Genomic DNA, 15,789 nt, shown 5'->3' on the forward strand with positions numbered 1-15,789 from the left:
GATCTGCCGGGAACCGCGCGAAGGGGCGCGGGGCCGGTGGGGACTCCGACGGATCGCGGAACCTGCCAGGGAACACACGCAGGGGCGCGGGGCCTGTGGGCGCTCCGGGCATTCGATCGGTCCGGTCCTGGGCACGAGGCCCCGCTCGGAGCCTCCCGTCCGGAACCGCACGACGCGTCCCGGAGGACCGCCTCCACCCGTACACCCACCTCGCAGTGACGCCGGTCTCGTAGCAAGGCACAAACCGGGGCCGGGCGCTGGCCTGCACAAATCGCCAGTAGAATCCCTTCACGTGACTGCTGTGTCTGCGAAGCCTCGCATCCCCAATGTCCTTGCCGGCCGCTACGCCTCCACGGAGCTGGCCGTTCTCTGGTCCCCCGAGCAGAAGGTGAAGCTGGAGCGTCAGCTGTGGCTGGCGGTGCTGCGCGCTCAGAAGGACCTCGGGATCGAGGTACCGGACGCGGCGCTCGCCGACTACGAGCGTGTTCTCGACCAGGTCGACCTGGCCTCCATCGCCGAGCGCGAGAAGGTCACCCGCCACGACGTGAAGGCCCGAATCGAAGAGTTCAACGCTCTCGCCGGGCACGAGCAGGTCCACAAGGGCATGACTTCTCGTGACCTCACCGAGAACGTCGAGCAGCTCCAGATCCGCCTCTCGCTGGAGCTCATGCGTGACCGCACGGTGGCGGTTCTGGCGCGACTCGGCAAGCTCGCGGGCGAGTACCGCGAGCTGGTCATGGCAGGCCGCTCCCACAACGTGGCCGCCCAGGCCACCACGCTCGGCAAGCGCTTCGCGACCGGCGCCGACGAACTGCTCGTCGCCTACGGGCGTCTGGAGGAGCTGCTCGGCCGCTACCCCCTCCGCGGCATCAAGGGCCCGGTCGGCACCGCGCAGGACATGCTGGACCTGCTGGGCGGCGACACCGCCAAGCTCGCGGATCTGGAGCGGCGCATCGCAGGCCACCTGGGCTTCGCGAACGCCTTCACCTCGGTCGGTCAGGTCTACCCGCGCTCCCTCGACTACGACGTGGTGACCGCTCTCGTCCAGCTGGCAGCCGCCCCTTCGTCGATCTCCAAGACGATTCGCCTCATGGCGGGGCACGAACTGGTGACGGAGGGCTTCAAGCCCGGCCAGGTCGGCTCGTCCGCGATGCCTCACAAGATGAACACCCGTTCCTGCGAGCGCGTCAACGGCCTCATGGTCATCCTGCGCGGCTACGCCTCGATGACCGGCGAGCTGGCCGGCGACCAGTGGAACGAGGGCGACGTCTCCTGCTCGGTGGTACGCCGGGTGGCGCTGCCGGACGCCTTCTTCGCCTTCGACGGCCTGCTGGAGACCTTCTTGACCGTCCTGGACGAGTTCGGCGCCTTCCCCGCCGTCGTGGCGCGTGAACTCGACCGCTACCTGCCGTTCCTGGCGACCACCAAGGTCCTCATGGGCGCGGTACGGGCCGGTGTGGGCCGTGAGGTCGCGCACGAGGCGATCAAGGAGAACGCGGTGGCTTCGGCCCTCGCGATGCGGGAGCAGGGCGCGGAGCGCAACGAACTTCTGGACAAGCTGGCGGCGGACGAGCGCATCCCTCTCGGCCGTGAGCAGTTGGACGCTCTGATGGCGGACAAGCTGTCGTTCACGGGTGCCGCCGGCGACCAGGTCACCACGGTGGTCAACAGGATCGAGGCCATCGTCAAGGAACACCCCGCAGCCGCCGGGTACACCCCTGGTTCGATTCTCTGACCAGCTGCGCCGTTCCTCTCCTGTGACACCCGAAGAGTTGGCAGCCGCCAGCGACCGCATCGTCCCCGATGTGATCGCGGGCGGCTTGCGAGTGCTGTTCTGCGGCATCAACCCCAGCCTCATGACCGCCGTCACCGGCCATCACTTCGCACACCCGGGAAACCGCTTCTGGCCGGTACTCCACCTTTCCGGCTTCACCCCCCGCAGACTCTCTCCGGCCGAACAGGGTGAACTTCCCTCCTACGGTCTCGGGATCACCAATGTCGTCGCTCGGGCCACCGCCCGTGCGGATGAGCTGACCGCCGAGGAGTACCGCGCGGGCGGACGGATCCTGGTCGAGAAAGCCGAACGTCTTCGGCCTCAGTGGCTGGCGGTCGTCGGGGTGACGGCCTATCGAACGGCCTTCGGGGAGCGCCACGCCCACATCGGCCCGCAGGAACGGACCATCGGCGGTGCCCGCGTCTGGGCACTTCCCAACCCCAGCGGTCTCAACGCCCATTGGACCGTAGGCTCGATGGCCGAGGAGTACGCCCGTCTCCGCGTGGCGGTGGAAGAGGCCGCGGCGGCGGGTGGCGGCTGATCCATCGTCGCCAGGCGTGTCGTCGTGACCGTGTCGCCGCGCGAGGGATCGGGTCAGACGTCCCGGGTACGTATCGCCCACCAGCCGGCGAGCAACGCGGCGGCACTCCAGGCTGCGGTCACCGCCAGCCCACTCCAAGGGCCGAGGCTGCCCGTCGGGTTCTGGTGGAATATCGCCTGACCCGCCCTGTCGGGCATGAAGTCGGCCACTCCTGCGGACACGTCCCCCACGACGAACGAGACGATCAGAATGAACGGTATGAGGATGCTCATCACCGCGACCGCGCTGCGGAGCAACGCCGTGAGGCCTGCTGCGAACAGGGCCATGAGCGCGAGGTAGACACCGCTGCCCAGCACCGCTCGCAGCGCCCCTGGGTGCCCCAAGCCGATGGCGAACTCCCCCATGAACAGCTGACCCGACAGAAAGCCGACAAGGCCGGCCGCCTCCCCCGCTGTCCATGCGGACAGACCCACGACCACCATCTTCGAGGCGTAGAAGAGGTGACGGCGCGGCACCGCCGACAGAGAGACCCTCAAAGCTCCGCCGGCGAACTCGGAGGAGAGCGCGGTGGCGCCGAAGGCAATGGCCGCGATCTGACCGAAGTTCAGCGGGTAAAAAGCGTTGAGTACCGGATCGGCGTCGGGCTGGTTGATCTCGCTCTGCCCGATCGTGGCGGAGTACAGCACGGAGACGACCACCGTGACCGCGATCACCGCGCTCAGAGAGCCCTGGACCGCGCGCACGGACCGTGTCTTGATCCACTCCGAGCGAAGAGCCGCGACCGCTGGATGCGACATGATCATGCCTCCTCGGGTGAGCCGGGGGGTGTGGCGGCGAACTCGGCAACGTCCGCCGTGAGGTCGAGATATGCCCGTTCCAAAGTGGTCCGCTCCTCCACGAGCTCCAGGAGAGGAATCTGCTGGGCCGCTGCCAGCGCCCCGATCTCCCTGGTGCGGGCTCCCTCGATCCAGAACGCCCCATCACCGGCGTCCCTGGTCTCGTATCCCCCACGGATCAGAAGGTCGAGGAGCCTTCCTCCCTCGGCCTCGCGAAGCCGCACCCTGGGACGGCTGCGCGACGCGAGGAACTCCTCCATCGGCATGTCGGTGAGAAGCCTTCCCGCACCCAGAATGATCAGATGGTCGGCGAAGGCTGCGGTCTCGCTCATCAGATGGCTGGACACCAGAACCGTGCGGCCCTCCCGGGCAAGCCGCTTCATCAGCTCGCGAATCCAGATGATCCCCTCGGGGTCGAGTCCGTTGGACGGCTCGTCCAGCATCACCACGGCAGGATCTCCGAGCAGCGCCGCGGCTATGCCCAGCCGTTGGCGCATACCGAGTGAGAAGGTCCTGATACGCCGCCCGGCCACCGCGGCAAGGCCGGCTTCCTCCAGCGTGGTGTCGACCCTTCGGCGCGGGATGCCATTGCTCACGGCGAGGGCGAGCACATGGGCGTGTGCGGTGCGCGATCCGTGGGCGGCTCCGGCGTCGAGCAGTGAACCGACCACGCGCAACGGATTGTCGAGTGTGGCGTAGGCCCGTCCGCCCACGGTCGCCGTGCCGCCGGACGGGCGGTCCAGGCCGAGAATCAAGCGCATGGTGGTGGACTTCCCGGCACCATTGGGTCCGAGGAAGCCGGTGACACGTCCGGCCTCCGCACGGAAGGCCAGCCGGTCCACCGCACGGGTGGCTCCGTAGTCCTTCGTGAGCTGCTGCACTTCAATGCTGGTCATGAACTCAGCCTGCTGCGGGCGGCCCCACGGCCGCCTCCCCCGACCGTGGGAATCCTCTCCCCCGTGCGGGGGAGGTACAGCCGGAGAGGCACTGCCACCATTGCCACATGCGCCGTCTACTCGCCCCACTCGCCGAGCCGGTGACTTACAGCCGCTGGGTCCATCTCGTCGTTCCGATGACTCTCGTCAGCGTGTGGCTCTTCATCGAGCCGGGCCTGCCGTGGCAGCTCGCGCTGCTCGCGGTGCCCCTGGGGCTCCTCCCGGTGACGCGTACGAGAGAGGGTGTCCAGGCGCAGTTGCTGCTCACTCCGCGCGAGCGTGGCCGGGCCGACGCCACCATCTCCGTCGCTTCCGCCAAGTCCTGGGGTGAGAAATGGCGGACCGTGCTCTGGCTCGAACTGCGCCTCCTGCTCTCCATCGTCGTAGGTACCGCCACCGTCTGGCTGCCTCTCATGGCGATCGAGCTGGCTCGTGCCGCCACCAGCGGCGGCACGAGCAGTAAGGGCATATTTCACCTGGTCGAACCCCGGCCCTGGTACGCGGCGCTCACGCCACTCCCCCTCCTCCTGCTGCTCGTGCTCGTCGTTCTGTGCGGGCGGCTCTCCACGGCGGTCGCCCGCCGGCTGCTGGGGCCATCGAGGGCGGAGCGCGTAGCGGCGCTGGAGGAACTCACGGAACAGCTTCTGGAGCGCAACCGCATCGCACGCGAACTCCACGACTCCATCGGCCACGCACTCACGGTCTCGGTGGTGCAAGCGGGTGCCGCACGCACTGCGGGGGATCCGGAGTTCACCCGGCGCGCGCTCGTCGCAATCGAAGAGACGTGTCGCGCGGCACTCGACGACCTGGAACGGGTACTCCGCGTGCTGCGTGAGCCGGGAGCCTCCACCGACCGGCGGCCGACGCTGATCGCGGTCGAGCAACTGCTGGACTCCGCCCGAGGATCGGGGGTCGACGTGGACGCCGAGGTGGCCGGTCATGTCGACCGCCTGCCCGCCCCTCTGTCCCGGGAGGGGTACCGCATCCTGCAGGAGTCGCTCACCAACGCGCTGCGTCACGCGGGCCGGGTCCCCGTCCGCGTGCGCATCGCCATCGACGAGCACCATCTGGAACTCGACGTACGGAATCCTCTGGCGGAAGCCGTCCTCCGCCCGGCCGGAGGCCATGGACTGCAGGGGATGCGAGAACGGGCGAAGCTGCTGGGCGGGAGCGCAAGAGCCGGACCGCGCGAGGGAGAATGGCAGGTCCACGTCCGACTTCCGCTCCAGCAGAGAGGATGACCCATGTCGGTGAACGTTCTACTCGTCGACGACGAACCCCTCGTGCGGACAGGCTTGCGGGCGGTGCTGGAGTCTCAGCCGGACATCGCGGTGGTGGGAGAGGCGGCAGACGGCGCGGCAGTGCTCCCTCTGGTCCGGCAACTGAGGCCGGACGTGGTCGCCATGGACGTGCGAATGCCCCTGATGGACGGCATAGAGACCACCCGGCTACTGCTTCGCACACTGACTGAACCACCGAAGATCCTGGTGGTGACGACGTTCGAGAACGACGAGTACGTGTACGAGGCGCTTCGCGCCGGTGCGGACGGGTTCCTGCTCAAACGTGCCCGGCCGATGGAGATCGTGAATGCCGTTCGGCTGGTGGCGGAAGGCGAGTCATTGCTCTTCCCCGCGGCCGTACGCCGGCTGGCCTCCGAGTACGGGACGAACAGGGCACGCGCGTTGGTGGAGCGAGCCGCCCTGACCGACCGGGAGGAGGCGGTGCTCCGATTGATGTGCCGAGGGCTGTCGAACGCGGAGATCGCCGCCAAGCTGGTGGTGGGCGCCGAGACAGTGAAGACCCATGTCAGTGCGTTGCTGGCCAAGCTTGGGACCAGGGACCGGACTCAGGCCGTCATCACGGCGTACGAGTCGGGATTCGTCGTCCCTGGCTGAGTGAGAAGCGCGTGCCGGGAGCACTCCCGGCACCCTCACCTCCAGCCCCCTCGGCCGCCGCCACTCCAGGCACCCAGGCACCCAGGCACCCAGGCACCCAGGCACCCAGGCACCCAGGGGCGAAACGCTGTCCGGCGCCGGACGTTGCCCGCTGAAGCAGGTTGCCCGCCGATACGGGGCCGTGGAGCGCTCCGCGGGGTTCGCCGCGCGGGCCTGACCCGAGAGCGCGTACGGGGCGACGTGATCCGGCCACACGGGTCCCGCGAACCGAGTGAACCGTGGGTTACAGGTACCGGAAGGGGAGCCACCGTGCGACCTGGCATTATCAGAAACCGTTCTGCCCCCGGCGGCGTTCGCGGAGCCTCAGCCCACCGAGTACCATCCGGCAGACACAGGGGGCGTGAGGAGGAAACACGTGGGGCGGCTGACCGGTGGAGACCCGTCGTTGCTGCGGCGGATCAATTCCGCCGTGGTACTGCACGCCCTGCGTGGAGCGGAACTCCCGACGCTCTCCGACCTGACTCGGATAACCGGCCTTTCCCGGCCAACGGTCGAAGGGGTCGTCGAAGGGCTGTTCGAGGCCGGTCTGGTCGTGGAAGCGCTGCCCGACGAGGGAGAGACGCGGCGCCAGGGCCGCCCCGCCCGGCGGTTCCGTTTCCGCGCCGAGGCGGGCCATCTGCTGGGCATCGAGATCGGCCCGCACCGGGTGTCCGCCCTCTTGTCCGGACTCGACGGCAGGATCATCGGGGCGGGTCAGCGGGCGGTCTCCGAGACGGCGGCGGCGGACGACCGGCTCGATCAGGTCCGAGCCATGATCGCCGACCTGTTGCGTCGTACGGGTGTGGCCAGAAGCAGCTTGCGCGCCGTGGGGGTCGGAAGCCCGGGGATCGTGGAGGCCGATGGCACGGTCCGGCTGGGCACGGCACTTCCCGGCTGGACGGGGCTCCCGCTCGGGGAGCGGCTTCGCCGCTCGTTCCGCTGCCCGGTCCTGGTGGAGAACGACGCCAATACGGCCGCCGTGGCGGAGCATTGGAAGGGTGCCGCGACCGAATCGGACGACGTCGTCTTCGTCCTGGCCGGGCTGAGCCCCGGGGCGGGTTCCCTGATAGGGGGACGGTTGCACCGGGGGTACGGCGGAGCCGCCGGAGAGATCGGCGCACTCCACCTGCTGGGCAGGGAGGTCACGCCGGAGCACCTGCTGTCCACCACCGACACACCGCTCGACCCGCTGGACGAACCGGCGGTGGCAGCGGTGTTCACGAAGGCCAGGCAGGGCGACAGCCGTGCCCAGGAGGCGGTCGAGCGGTTCATCCAGCGGCTGGTGCACGACGTGGCCGCACTCGTACTGGCTCTCGACCCTGAGATAGTGGTGGTCGGCGGCTGGGCGGCGGGGCTCGACGGGGTGCTGGACCCGCTGCGGAACGAGCTCTCGCGTTACTGTCTGCGCCCGCCCCGGGTGGCCCTGTCCATGCTCGGGGAGGCCGCTGTCGCGACGGGGGCCCTTCGGCTGGCGCTGGACCACGTGGAGGAGCAGTTGTTCGCCGTGGAGGGAACGGTGACGGCCCGCCGCTGATCGCGGCGGGCCGTCGGGTCCGCAGAGTCGCCCGGAGTCATGGGGCGAGGGTGTTCAGGATGCCTGGCGCTCCTGCTCGTGGCTGATCTCCAGCGCACCGGAGTCCCCGAAGGTCAGTCGGCAGGTGTCGGCACGGTAAGTGGCGACGGAGACCGCGGCGGTGCCGCCTGCGGCGAAGTAGCGCGTGGTGACGACCAGCACGGGGGCGCCGGGCAGCCGGTCGAGTTCCTTGGAGTCGTCCGCGCTGGCCGAACCGAGTTCGACCGACCGGTCCTGCCCTTGGAGCCCGAGCCTGTGCAGCTCGCGCAGCACCCCGCGGACGCGAGCGGGTCCCGTGGAGGTCTCGATCGCGGACAGGTCGGGAACGGACGCGGACGGCACGTACAGCAGTTCCGCCGCCACCGGCTGACCGTGGGTGACCCTGATCCGGCGGATCACGTGCACCGCTTCGCCGGTCTCCAGCCCGAGTGCCGCGGCGACCGCCGCGGGGGCCACGCCCCGGGTGCACTCGACGGGCTGCCATGCCTCGTCGGCCACCGCTCCCGTCCACTCCTGCTGAGCCGTGGAGACCGCGACTCCCACTCTGGGCGGAGCGACGGTGGTGCCCACGCCGCGCCGACGCTGCAGTCTGCCTTCGAGTTCGAGCTGCTCCAGTGCCTGCCGGAGCGTGGCCCGTGCGACTCCGAACCGGGCGGCGAGGTCCCGCTCGTTCGGCAGGATCTCACCCACCGCGAAGTCCGAGTCGAGTGCCTCACTGAGCACGGTCCTCAGGTGCCAGTACTTCGGCTCCTGCACCGTTTCCAGCTGCGTGGTCCCCACCCTGTCCTCCGCAATCGCCCAGCGGCCTTTTCCGCGACAACATTTATTAAAGGTTCTTTCCTTAACGTAAGGACCATAGGACGGCTCACCGACTTGGTCAAGACCAATCCTTGCCCCGGGATGCCGCGAATCGGGCTTCCGGCACAGAGCGTTCACAGGACGTTCGTGGTACGAGGCCCGGGATACCGGTGGATGACGGCGTCACACCACTTCGGACGCGGACCCCTCGCACGGGCGGCGGCCCTTCTCTCCCTGCCGACCGGGACGCACGCACCTCTTGAACCGGAAGCTACCGAGCGGTAGTTGTTGGTCCGGAAGGCTTCGTCCACATCAGGGAGCGGCCATGACCGGCACGGCATCGTTCACGTTCGGCACCTCGGCGGGGCCGAGGACTCTCTCCTTGGCGTACGCGCGGACCGGATCCGGTCAGCCGCTGCTGTTGCTCCATGGCATAGGGCATCACCGGCAGGCATGGGATCCGGTGGTCCGGATTCTGTCGGGTGAACGTGACGTGATCAGCGTGGACTTGCCGGGCTTCGGTGAGTCGGCCGGCCTCCCGGACGGTGTGGCGTACGACGTACCGACGGTGGCCGGGGCACTGACGGCCTTCTGCTCCGCGCTCGGCGTCGAACGCCCGCACGTGGCGGGCAACTCGCTCGGTGGTCTGCTCGCGCTGGAGCTCGGGCGCACCGGTCGCGCCCGGTCGGTCACGGCGCTGTCCCCGGCCGGTTTCTGGAACGGGCCGGAGCGGCGGTACGCGTTCGGCACACTGTGGGCGATGCGCCGGGGCGCCCGGTCGCTGCCGGTTCCGCTGATCGAACGTCTCTCGCGGAGCACGGCAGGTCGCGCCGCCCTCACCAGCACCATCTGCGCCAGGCCCGGTCGCCGGTCGCCGGAAGCGGTCGTCGCGGAGACCCTGGCGCTCCGGAGCGCGGCGGGCTTCGAAGGGACGCTCGAAGCCGGCCGGGACGCCTCCTTCACCTCCGACGTGCCGGGCATCCCGGTCACCGTGGCTTGGGGAAGTCGCGACGTTCTGCTGCCTCGCCGCCAGGGCGTCCGGGCCAAACGTGTCATCCCCGGCGCACGACTGGTGCGGCTGCCCGGATGCGGTCATGTTCCGATGAACGACGATCCCGCCCTCGTGTCCCGGGTCATTCTCGACACCAGTCGCTGAAGAAACCGGGGCCGAGGAGCCAGCAAGGCCGGGAGGCCGAGGCAGGCCGACCGGCCGGGGAAGCCGGGGTGGGCCGGGGGCAGGCCGACCGGCCAGGGGAGCCGGGGAGCCGCGGGAGCCGGGGGTGGCCGGGAGCCGGCCCGGGGAAGCGCTCCGCGCCACGGAGCCGTTGTTCACCTCGGGTTGGGGCGGGCGCCTCTGGCGCGCGTTAGGCATGGTCCTGCGCGCGCCGGGGCTTTCGGACGCGCACCGCCGTACACCCAACCCGTTTCCCGGAGGCGCATCGATGACGAACCGTCCGCACATCCTCTCCCCCGGCCGCCGGACCGTACTGCGCGGTTCGCTCCTCGCGTCGGCGGCCGTCGGGCTGCCGGCCGTCGTCGGCGCACCCGCCTTCGCGCGGTCGGGGCGCCCGTCGGCCGAGTGGGGTGTCCAGGTCGGGGATGTCACGGCCTCCACCGCGTTGGTCTGGGTGCGTTCGGACCGGGCGGCCCGGATGCTCGTCGAGACGTCGGCCACGGAGTCCTTCCGCGCACCCCGCCTCTGGCATGGTCCGCTGGTCGGCGCGGGAACGGACTTCACCGGAACAACGCCTCTGCACGGCCTCCCGGCCGGCGAGCAGATCCACTACCGGGTGACCCTGGCCGACCCGGACGATCCGCGTCGCACCGGCCGCCCGGTGTACGGAACCTTCCGTACCGCTCCGGCGAAACGGCGCGCCGGAGCGCGGTTCCTCTGGTCCGGCGACATCGCCGGGCAGGGCTGGGGCATCAACCCCGACATCGGGGGCTACACCGTGTACGAGGAGATGCGGGATCTCAACCCCGACTTCTTCCTCTGCAGCGGCGACAACATCTACGCGGACGGTGTCATCGAGCCGAGCGTCTCCCTTCCCGACGGCCGGATCTGGCACAACGTCACGACCTTGGAGAAGTCGAAGGTCGCCGAGACCCTCGCCGAGTACCGGGGCAACTTCCGCTACAACCTGCTGGATGCGAACGTAAGGAAGTTCAACTCCCAGGTGCCGTCGATCGTCCAGTGGGACGACCACGAGGTGCGCAACAACTGGTACCCCGGGCAGATTCTCGACGATGTGCGCTACACGGAGAAGAACGTGGACGTACTGGCGGCACGTTCGGTGCGGGCCTATCGCGAGTACCTTCCCGTCTCCACCCTCCGCGCCGCTCCGGGCGAGGGCCGTATGCACCGGGTGGTACGTCACGGTCCTCTGCTCGACGTGTTCGTGCTCGACATGCGCTCCTTCCGCAACGCCAACTCGCCCGACCGGCAGGCCGACGACACCACGGGAATCCTCGGCGCCGAGCAGCTCGAGTGGCTCAAGGGCGAGCTCGCCCGGTCGCGCGCCGTGTGGAAGGTGATCGCGGCCGACATGCCGCTCGGGCTCGTCGTGCCCGACGGCGCCACGGACTTCGAAGCGGTCGCCCAGGGCGACCCGGGCGCCCCGCTCGGACGGGAACTCCAGATCGCCGAGCTGCTGAGGTACATCAAGCACCGTCGTATCACGGGGACCGTCTGGCTGACGACGGACGTCCACCACACCTCGGCGCAGCACTACCTTCCCGAGCGTGCGGCCTTCAAGGACTTCGCGCCGTTCTGGGAGTTCGTCTCCGGCCCGCTGGCCGCCGGAGCCTTCCCGGCGAGCGCACTGGACGGAACGTTCGGCCCGGACCGGGTCTTCGTCAAGGCGCCCGTCCTGTCCAATCAGTCCCCCATGGAAATGCCGCCGCTCTTCGGTGAGGTCGACATCGACGGAGAGAGCGGGGAGTTGACGGTACGTCTGCGACAGCAGGGTGGAAAGGTCCTGTTCACCAAGGTGCTTCAGCCGGGCCTCACGGGTCAGTGAGCGGCCGCGTACTGTCTCCGAACTGAATCGGGCACGGGGGCGGAGGCGGGGCGCCGGCCACGCACGGACCTTCCGCACGGACAGTTCTCCGTGCGAAAGGTCCGGGCACGATGGGCGCGGCAGGGGCGTCGCCCCTCCGGCCCGAGGACTGCGGACTGCGGACTGCGGCCCGAGGCCCGAGGCCCGAGGACTGCGGCCCGAGGACTGAGGACTGAACTCCACAGGGCGGCAGTACGATGCGGGTGAGGCATGCCGCTCGCCTGGTGGCCGTGTACGGGGTACGGATGGGCACCGGGCGGAGGCGAGGGCCGGGCGTAACCTCCTCGGCCCGGCGGACTCCCGCCCTCCCCGGCTCGACGGAGCCACCCGCAACCCCGCCGCGCACCTGCGGCCCGCCACACCTCACCGACCCACGGTCCGCAGCCCACAGCCGGGAAGCCCGCAGCCCGCAGCCCGCAGCCCGCAGGGGCAGGACGCTCCCGTCCCCTGACCGACGCAAGGGGCCCGATCGGGATCCCATGTCCGACAATTCCACCCAGGCAGCGCCCGAAAAGCGACGAAAGGCGACTAGATCCATACTTAACCCATCGGTCACAGGGCGTTCGTGATCAGGCAACACCATTCGGTCACAGTGAAGTCATGACTGATGTGACTTCCGGTAAGTCCGCCCGCCGCCCCCACCACTGGCGCCGGGACCTGATCGAGCTCGCGGCCCTGTTCACCGCGGTGGCCGTGGCCGACGTCGTCGCGAACCTGATCGGGCACCAGCCCGACGGCCCGTATCTGCTCGCCGCCTCGGCGGTAGCGCTGACCGCCACCGCCACCTTCCACACCTGGTGGGCACGGAGGCACAGCCACGCCCCACCGCCCGAGGGCGGCGACTCCGTATCCGGCGGGACACCCGTCGGTTATGGCGCCGAGCTCGGACTGAACCTGTCCTTCGAGGCCTCGCCCGCACTCGACGAGACGGTGCTGTGGCGGATGCGGACGACGGTGCAGGACACGCCCGGAAGCCTGGCGGCGCTGTGCATCGCGCTCGCCCGTCTCCGTATCGACATCCTGACCCTCCAGACGCACCCGCTCGCGGACGGCACCGTCGACGAGTTCTCGCTGCGCGCCCCCTCGTCGCTCAGCGCCTCCGAGCTCACCCGCGAGGTGTCCGCCGCCGGCGGTTCGTCCACCTGGATCGAGCGGGCCGACGCCCACGATCTGGTGGACACCCCGACGCGGGTCCTGGGGCTGGCCACCCGCACCGCGCTGGATGCGGCGGAGCTCCCTCTCGCACTGCGCCAGTTGCTGGGCCGGTGCACCATCCACTCACTGCCGGCGGTAACCGTGACGGGCCGGATCGCCGGTGATGGCACCCCCGTGGAGGGCGTGCTGGAGGAGACGGTCATGCGGCTGCGTGACCCCTCGGGCGGTGTGATCACCGTAGAGCGTCCCTACCTGCCTTTCACCCCCACCGAGTTCGCCCGGGCTCGCGCCCTGGTCGAACTCGACGCGCGTCTCGGCCCCCGCGTGCCGCGCAGCGAGGACGTCCTCACGCTCGCCGAGGGCCCCGAGATAACTGTGCGCCGCGCGGACCAGAGCGACCTCGCCGCCGCACGCGACATGCACGACCGCTGCTCCCCGCGCACCCTGGGGCTCCGCTACCACGGTCCCGTCGCCGACGCCGACCGCTACCTCGACCACCTGCTCAGCCCGCGCTTCGGCCGGACCCTCTCGGTGCGGACCGACTCGGGACGGATCGTCGCCCTCGGCCACCTGCTCTGGGACGGGGACGAGACCGAGGTCGCCCTTCTGGTCGAGGACGACTGGCAGCGGCGGGGCGTCGGCTCCGAGCTCCTGCGTCGGCTGGTCGGTCTGGCCGCCGAGGCCGGTTGCGACTCGGTCTACGCCGTCACCCAGGCCAACAACACCGGCATGGTCGCCGCGATGCGCGGTCTCGGGCTGCCTCTCGACTACCAGATCGAGGAGGGCACCCTGGTGATCACGGCACGTCTGGCTTCCCGGCGCTCCAGCACGGTCACCTCCTCGTCGGCGGACACCGGGTCGGTGGCGGAAGCGGACGGCACCGGCCCGGCAGAGCGTACGGACGCCGCGGACCCTGCCGCCCCGAACGGATCGGGTTCCTCCGTCGAACCGCTCATGGCACCGCACTGGATCGACCCGGCCGAATGGGCCTGGGAGTCCCGCCGCTGAGGACTGCGGAAGGCTTGGACGGACGGCTGCCCCGCCCCCTGACGGTCCGGGGCAGCCGCGTTCCCCGGCCCGCGAACCCTCCCGGGGTACCGGCCGGAGAGGTGCCGGAGGCCAGGGATGTCTGGGGCGCCAGGGATGTCTGGGCGCCGGGGACGTCTGGGGCGCCGGATGTCTGGGGTGATCGGGGCTCCTGGGGCGACCGGGGCACTCGGCGAGAACGCACCCCGCTGTGGACCTGATCCGGCCAATCCCTTCCATGGCTCCTGCGCGCCCCCGCGGTACGGACGGGGTCCCGCGCCGCAGGAATACGGCGCGTTCGGGGCGGCTCCGCACGCAGTACCAGAGGCCCGCTTCCGGTCGCGGACAGGAGCAGGGTGACGAAAAGCCGCTTCCCGTACGAGGATGTCCGCATGTCAGACACTTCGAGCAGCGCGCTGCCCCGTCAGGTCGCCGACGCCTACGTCGACGCAATCATCGATCTCGACCCCATCCTGGGTACCTATCTGGGTGTCCCGGCGAGTTCACGCAGCCTGCCCGACTTCTCGCCCGAGGGCCAGGCCGCGGTGGCCGATCTCGCACGTGCCACGCTGGTGAAACTGGATGCCGCGGAGCTTCTCCCGGGCGCCGACAGCGACGCCGAACGCCGTTGCGGCAGGCTGTTGCGCGAGCGGCTCAACGCCGAACTCGCCGTGCACGAGGCGGACGAGCACCTGCGGGCCGTCTCCAATCTGCACTCCCCGGCCCACAGTGTCCGCGAGATCTTCACGGTGACGCCCACCCAGACCGACGAGGACTGGGCAGCGATCGCCGACCGGCTGAAGGCCGTTCCGGACGCGCTCGCGGGTTACCGCGCCTCGCTCGCTCTCGGCCTCGAACGCAAGCTCTACGGCGGCCCCCGTCCCACCGCGACGTTCGTCGAGCAGCTGACAGCCTGGACCGGCGGCGACGGCCAGGGAGCCGGGTTCTTCGCGGACTTCGTCGCGCCCGGCCCCGACGCGCTCCGCGAGGAGCTGGACGGTGCCGCCCGCGTCGCCACCGAGGCGCTGGTGTCCCTGCGCGACTGGATGACCGAGGTGTACGCCCCCGCGATCGAGGGTTCGCCCGACACTGTCGGCCGTGAGCGGTACGCCCGCTGGTCGCGTTATTTCAACGGCACCGACCTGGACCTGGACGAGGCGTACGCGTACGGCTGGTCCGAATACCACCGCCTGCTCACCGAGATGAAGTCCGAGGCCACGAAGATCCTCCCCGGGGCCGGACCGTGGGAGGCGCTCGCGCACCTCGACGTCCACGGCAAGCACATCGAGGGCGTGGACGAGGTCCAGAAGTGGCTTCAGGGCCTGATGGACGAGGCCATCGAGGCGCTGGACGGCACGCATTTCGAACTCGCCGAGCGGGTACGGAAGGTGGAGTCGCGGATCGCTCCGCCCGGAGGCGCGGCGGCCCCTTACTACACCGGCCCCTCCGAGGACTTCTCCCGCCCGGGCCGCACCTGGCTGCCGACGATGGGTGAAACCCGCTTCCCCGTTTACGACTTGGTGTCCACCTGGTACCACGAGGGCGTTCCCGGTCACCACCTGCAGATCGCCCAGTGGACCCATGTCGCCTCTTCGCTCTCCCGCTACCAGGCATCCGTCGGCCAGGTCAGCGCCAACGCCGAGGGCTGGGCGCTCTACGCGGAGCGGCTCATGGACGAGCTGGGCTTCCTGCCGGACGCCGAACGGCGGCTCGGGTACCTGGACGCCCAGATGATGCGTGCCTGCAGGGTCATCGTGGACATCGGCATGCACCTGGAGCTGGAGATTCCGGCGGAGTCGGCGTTCCACCCGGGCGAGCGGTGGACCCCGGAGCTGGCGGAGGAGTTCTTCGGCGCCCACAGCGGCCGCCCGGCGGACTTCGTGGAGAGCGAGCTGACCCGCTACCTCTCCATGCCCGGTCAGGCGATCGGCTACAAGCTCGGCGAGCGCGCCTGGCTGCTCGGACGGGAGAACGCCCGCGCGGCCCACGGGGACGCCTTCGACCTCAAGGCCTGGCACATGGCGGCCCTGTCGCAGGGGTCGCTGGGCCTGGACGATCTCGTCGAGGAGCTCTCCAAGCTCTGATGCCGGACCGTTCCGCACCGTACGGCATTCGTCCGGCGCGGGACCCCGACCGGGCGCGTCCGCCGGAATCGCAC

The 15,789-nt window shown here is 70.0% G+C and carries 12 protein-coding genes; 9 read left to right on the forward strand and 3 right to left on the reverse strand.

Annotation, left to right across the window (positions count from 1 at the left end; all coding sequences use genetic code 11):
* Window positions 1-292: 292 nt before the first annotated feature.
* Together purB and mug are read left to right on the forward strand one after the other, a co-directional pair.
* Window positions 293-1,735, forward strand: a complete 1,443-nt coding sequence (gene purB / locus OHA55_RS00315) for an adenylosuccinate lyase (protein WP_266701600.1) — start codon at window positions 293-295, stop codon at window positions 1,733-1,735.
* 22 nt (window positions 1,736-1,757) lie between these two features.
* Window positions 1,758-2,315 carry a G/U mismatch-specific DNA glycosylase gene (gene mug, locus OHA55_RS00320; protein WP_266701602.1) on the forward strand — a complete coding sequence of 186 codons (558 nt, stop codon included), beginning with the start codon at window positions 1,758-1,760 and terminating at the stop codon, window positions 2,313-2,315.
* 53 nt (window positions 2,316-2,368) lie between these two features.
* On the opposite strand, the gene OHA55_RS00325 is transcribed toward mug, so the two are convergent.
* Together OHA55_RS00325 and OHA55_RS00330 are read right to left on the reverse strand one after the other, a co-directional pair.
* The gene (locus tag OHA55_RS00325; RefSeq protein WP_266701604.1) at window positions 2,369-3,112 is read right to left on the reverse strand and encodes an ABC transporter permease; all 744 of its coding nucleotides are present in this window, start codon (window positions 3,110-3,112) and stop codon (window positions 2,369-2,371) included.
* A 2-nt stretch (window positions 3,113-3,114) separates the two neighbouring features.
* The gene (locus OHA55_RS00330; protein WP_266701606.1) at window positions 3,115-4,047 is read right to left on the reverse strand and encodes an ATP-binding cassette domain-containing protein; all 933 of its coding nucleotides are present in this window, start codon (window positions 4,045-4,047) and stop codon (window positions 3,115-3,117) included.
* 107 nt (window positions 4,048-4,154) lie between these two features.
* Between OHA55_RS00330 and OHA55_RS00335 the strand changes: the two genes are divergently transcribed.
* From OHA55_RS00335 to OHA55_RS00345, 3 genes are all read left to right on the forward strand, one after another.
* Window positions 4,155-5,327: a sensor histidine kinase gene (locus OHA55_RS00335; RefSeq protein WP_266701608.1), complete on the forward strand. Its 1,173-nt coding sequence runs from the start codon at window positions 4,155-4,157 to the stop codon at window positions 5,325-5,327.
* Between the two features lie 3 nt (window positions 5,328-5,330).
* Window positions 5,331-5,981 carry a response regulator transcription factor gene (locus tag OHA55_RS00340; RefSeq protein WP_266701610.1) on the forward strand — a complete coding sequence of 217 codons (651 nt, stop codon included), beginning with the start codon at window positions 5,331-5,333 and terminating at the stop codon, window positions 5,979-5,981.
* A gap of 415 nt (window positions 5,982-6,396) precedes the next feature.
* On the forward strand, window positions 6,397-7,554 hold the full coding sequence (locus OHA55_RS00345) for an ROK family protein (RefSeq protein ID WP_266701612.1): 1,158 nt from the start codon (window positions 6,397-6,399) through the stop codon (window positions 7,552-7,554).
* A gap of 54 nt (window positions 7,555-7,608) precedes the next feature.
* Here the strand turns inward: OHA55_RS00345 and OHA55_RS00350 are convergent, their stop codons facing one another.
* The gene (locus OHA55_RS00350) at window positions 7,609-8,373 is read right to left on the reverse strand and encodes a GntR family transcriptional regulator (RefSeq protein ID WP_266701614.1); all 765 of its coding nucleotides are present in this window, start codon (window positions 8,371-8,373) and stop codon (window positions 7,609-7,611) included.
* Window positions 8,374-8,716: 343 nt separating this feature from the next.
* Here OHA55_RS00350 and OHA55_RS00355 point away from each other — a divergent pair, with 343 nt between their 5' ends.
* The 4 genes from OHA55_RS00355 (at window position 8,717) to OHA55_RS00370 (ending at window position 15,715) form a co-directional block, all read left to right on the forward strand.
* Window positions 8,717-9,547, forward strand: coding sequence for an alpha/beta fold hydrolase (locus OHA55_RS00355; protein WP_266701616.1), 831 nt, complete (start codon window positions 8,717-8,719; stop codon window positions 9,545-9,547).
* A gap of 286 nt (window positions 9,548-9,833) precedes the next feature.
* Window positions 9,834-11,411 (forward strand): alkaline phosphatase, encoded by a 1,578-nt coding sequence (locus OHA55_RS00360; protein ID WP_266701617.1) that lies wholly within the window; start codon window positions 9,834-9,836, stop codon window positions 11,409-11,411.
* 639 nt (window positions 11,412-12,050) lie between these two features.
* Complete coding sequence (locus OHA55_RS00365; protein WP_266701618.1) at window positions 12,051-13,613, forward strand: GNAT family N-acetyltransferase; 1,563 nt, start codon at window positions 12,051-12,053, stop codon at window positions 13,611-13,613.
* A gap of 410 nt (window positions 13,614-14,023) precedes the next feature.
* Window positions 14,024-15,715: a DUF885 domain-containing protein gene (locus OHA55_RS00370; protein WP_266701620.1), complete on the forward strand. Its 1,692-nt coding sequence runs from the start codon at window positions 14,024-14,026 to the stop codon at window positions 15,713-15,715.
* Window positions 15,716-15,789: the final 74 nt, after the last annotated feature.

This window comes from Streptomyces sp. NBC_00102, assembly GCF_026343115.1.
Lineage (GTDB): Bacteria > Actinomycetota > Actinomycetes > Streptomycetales > Streptomycetaceae > Streptomyces.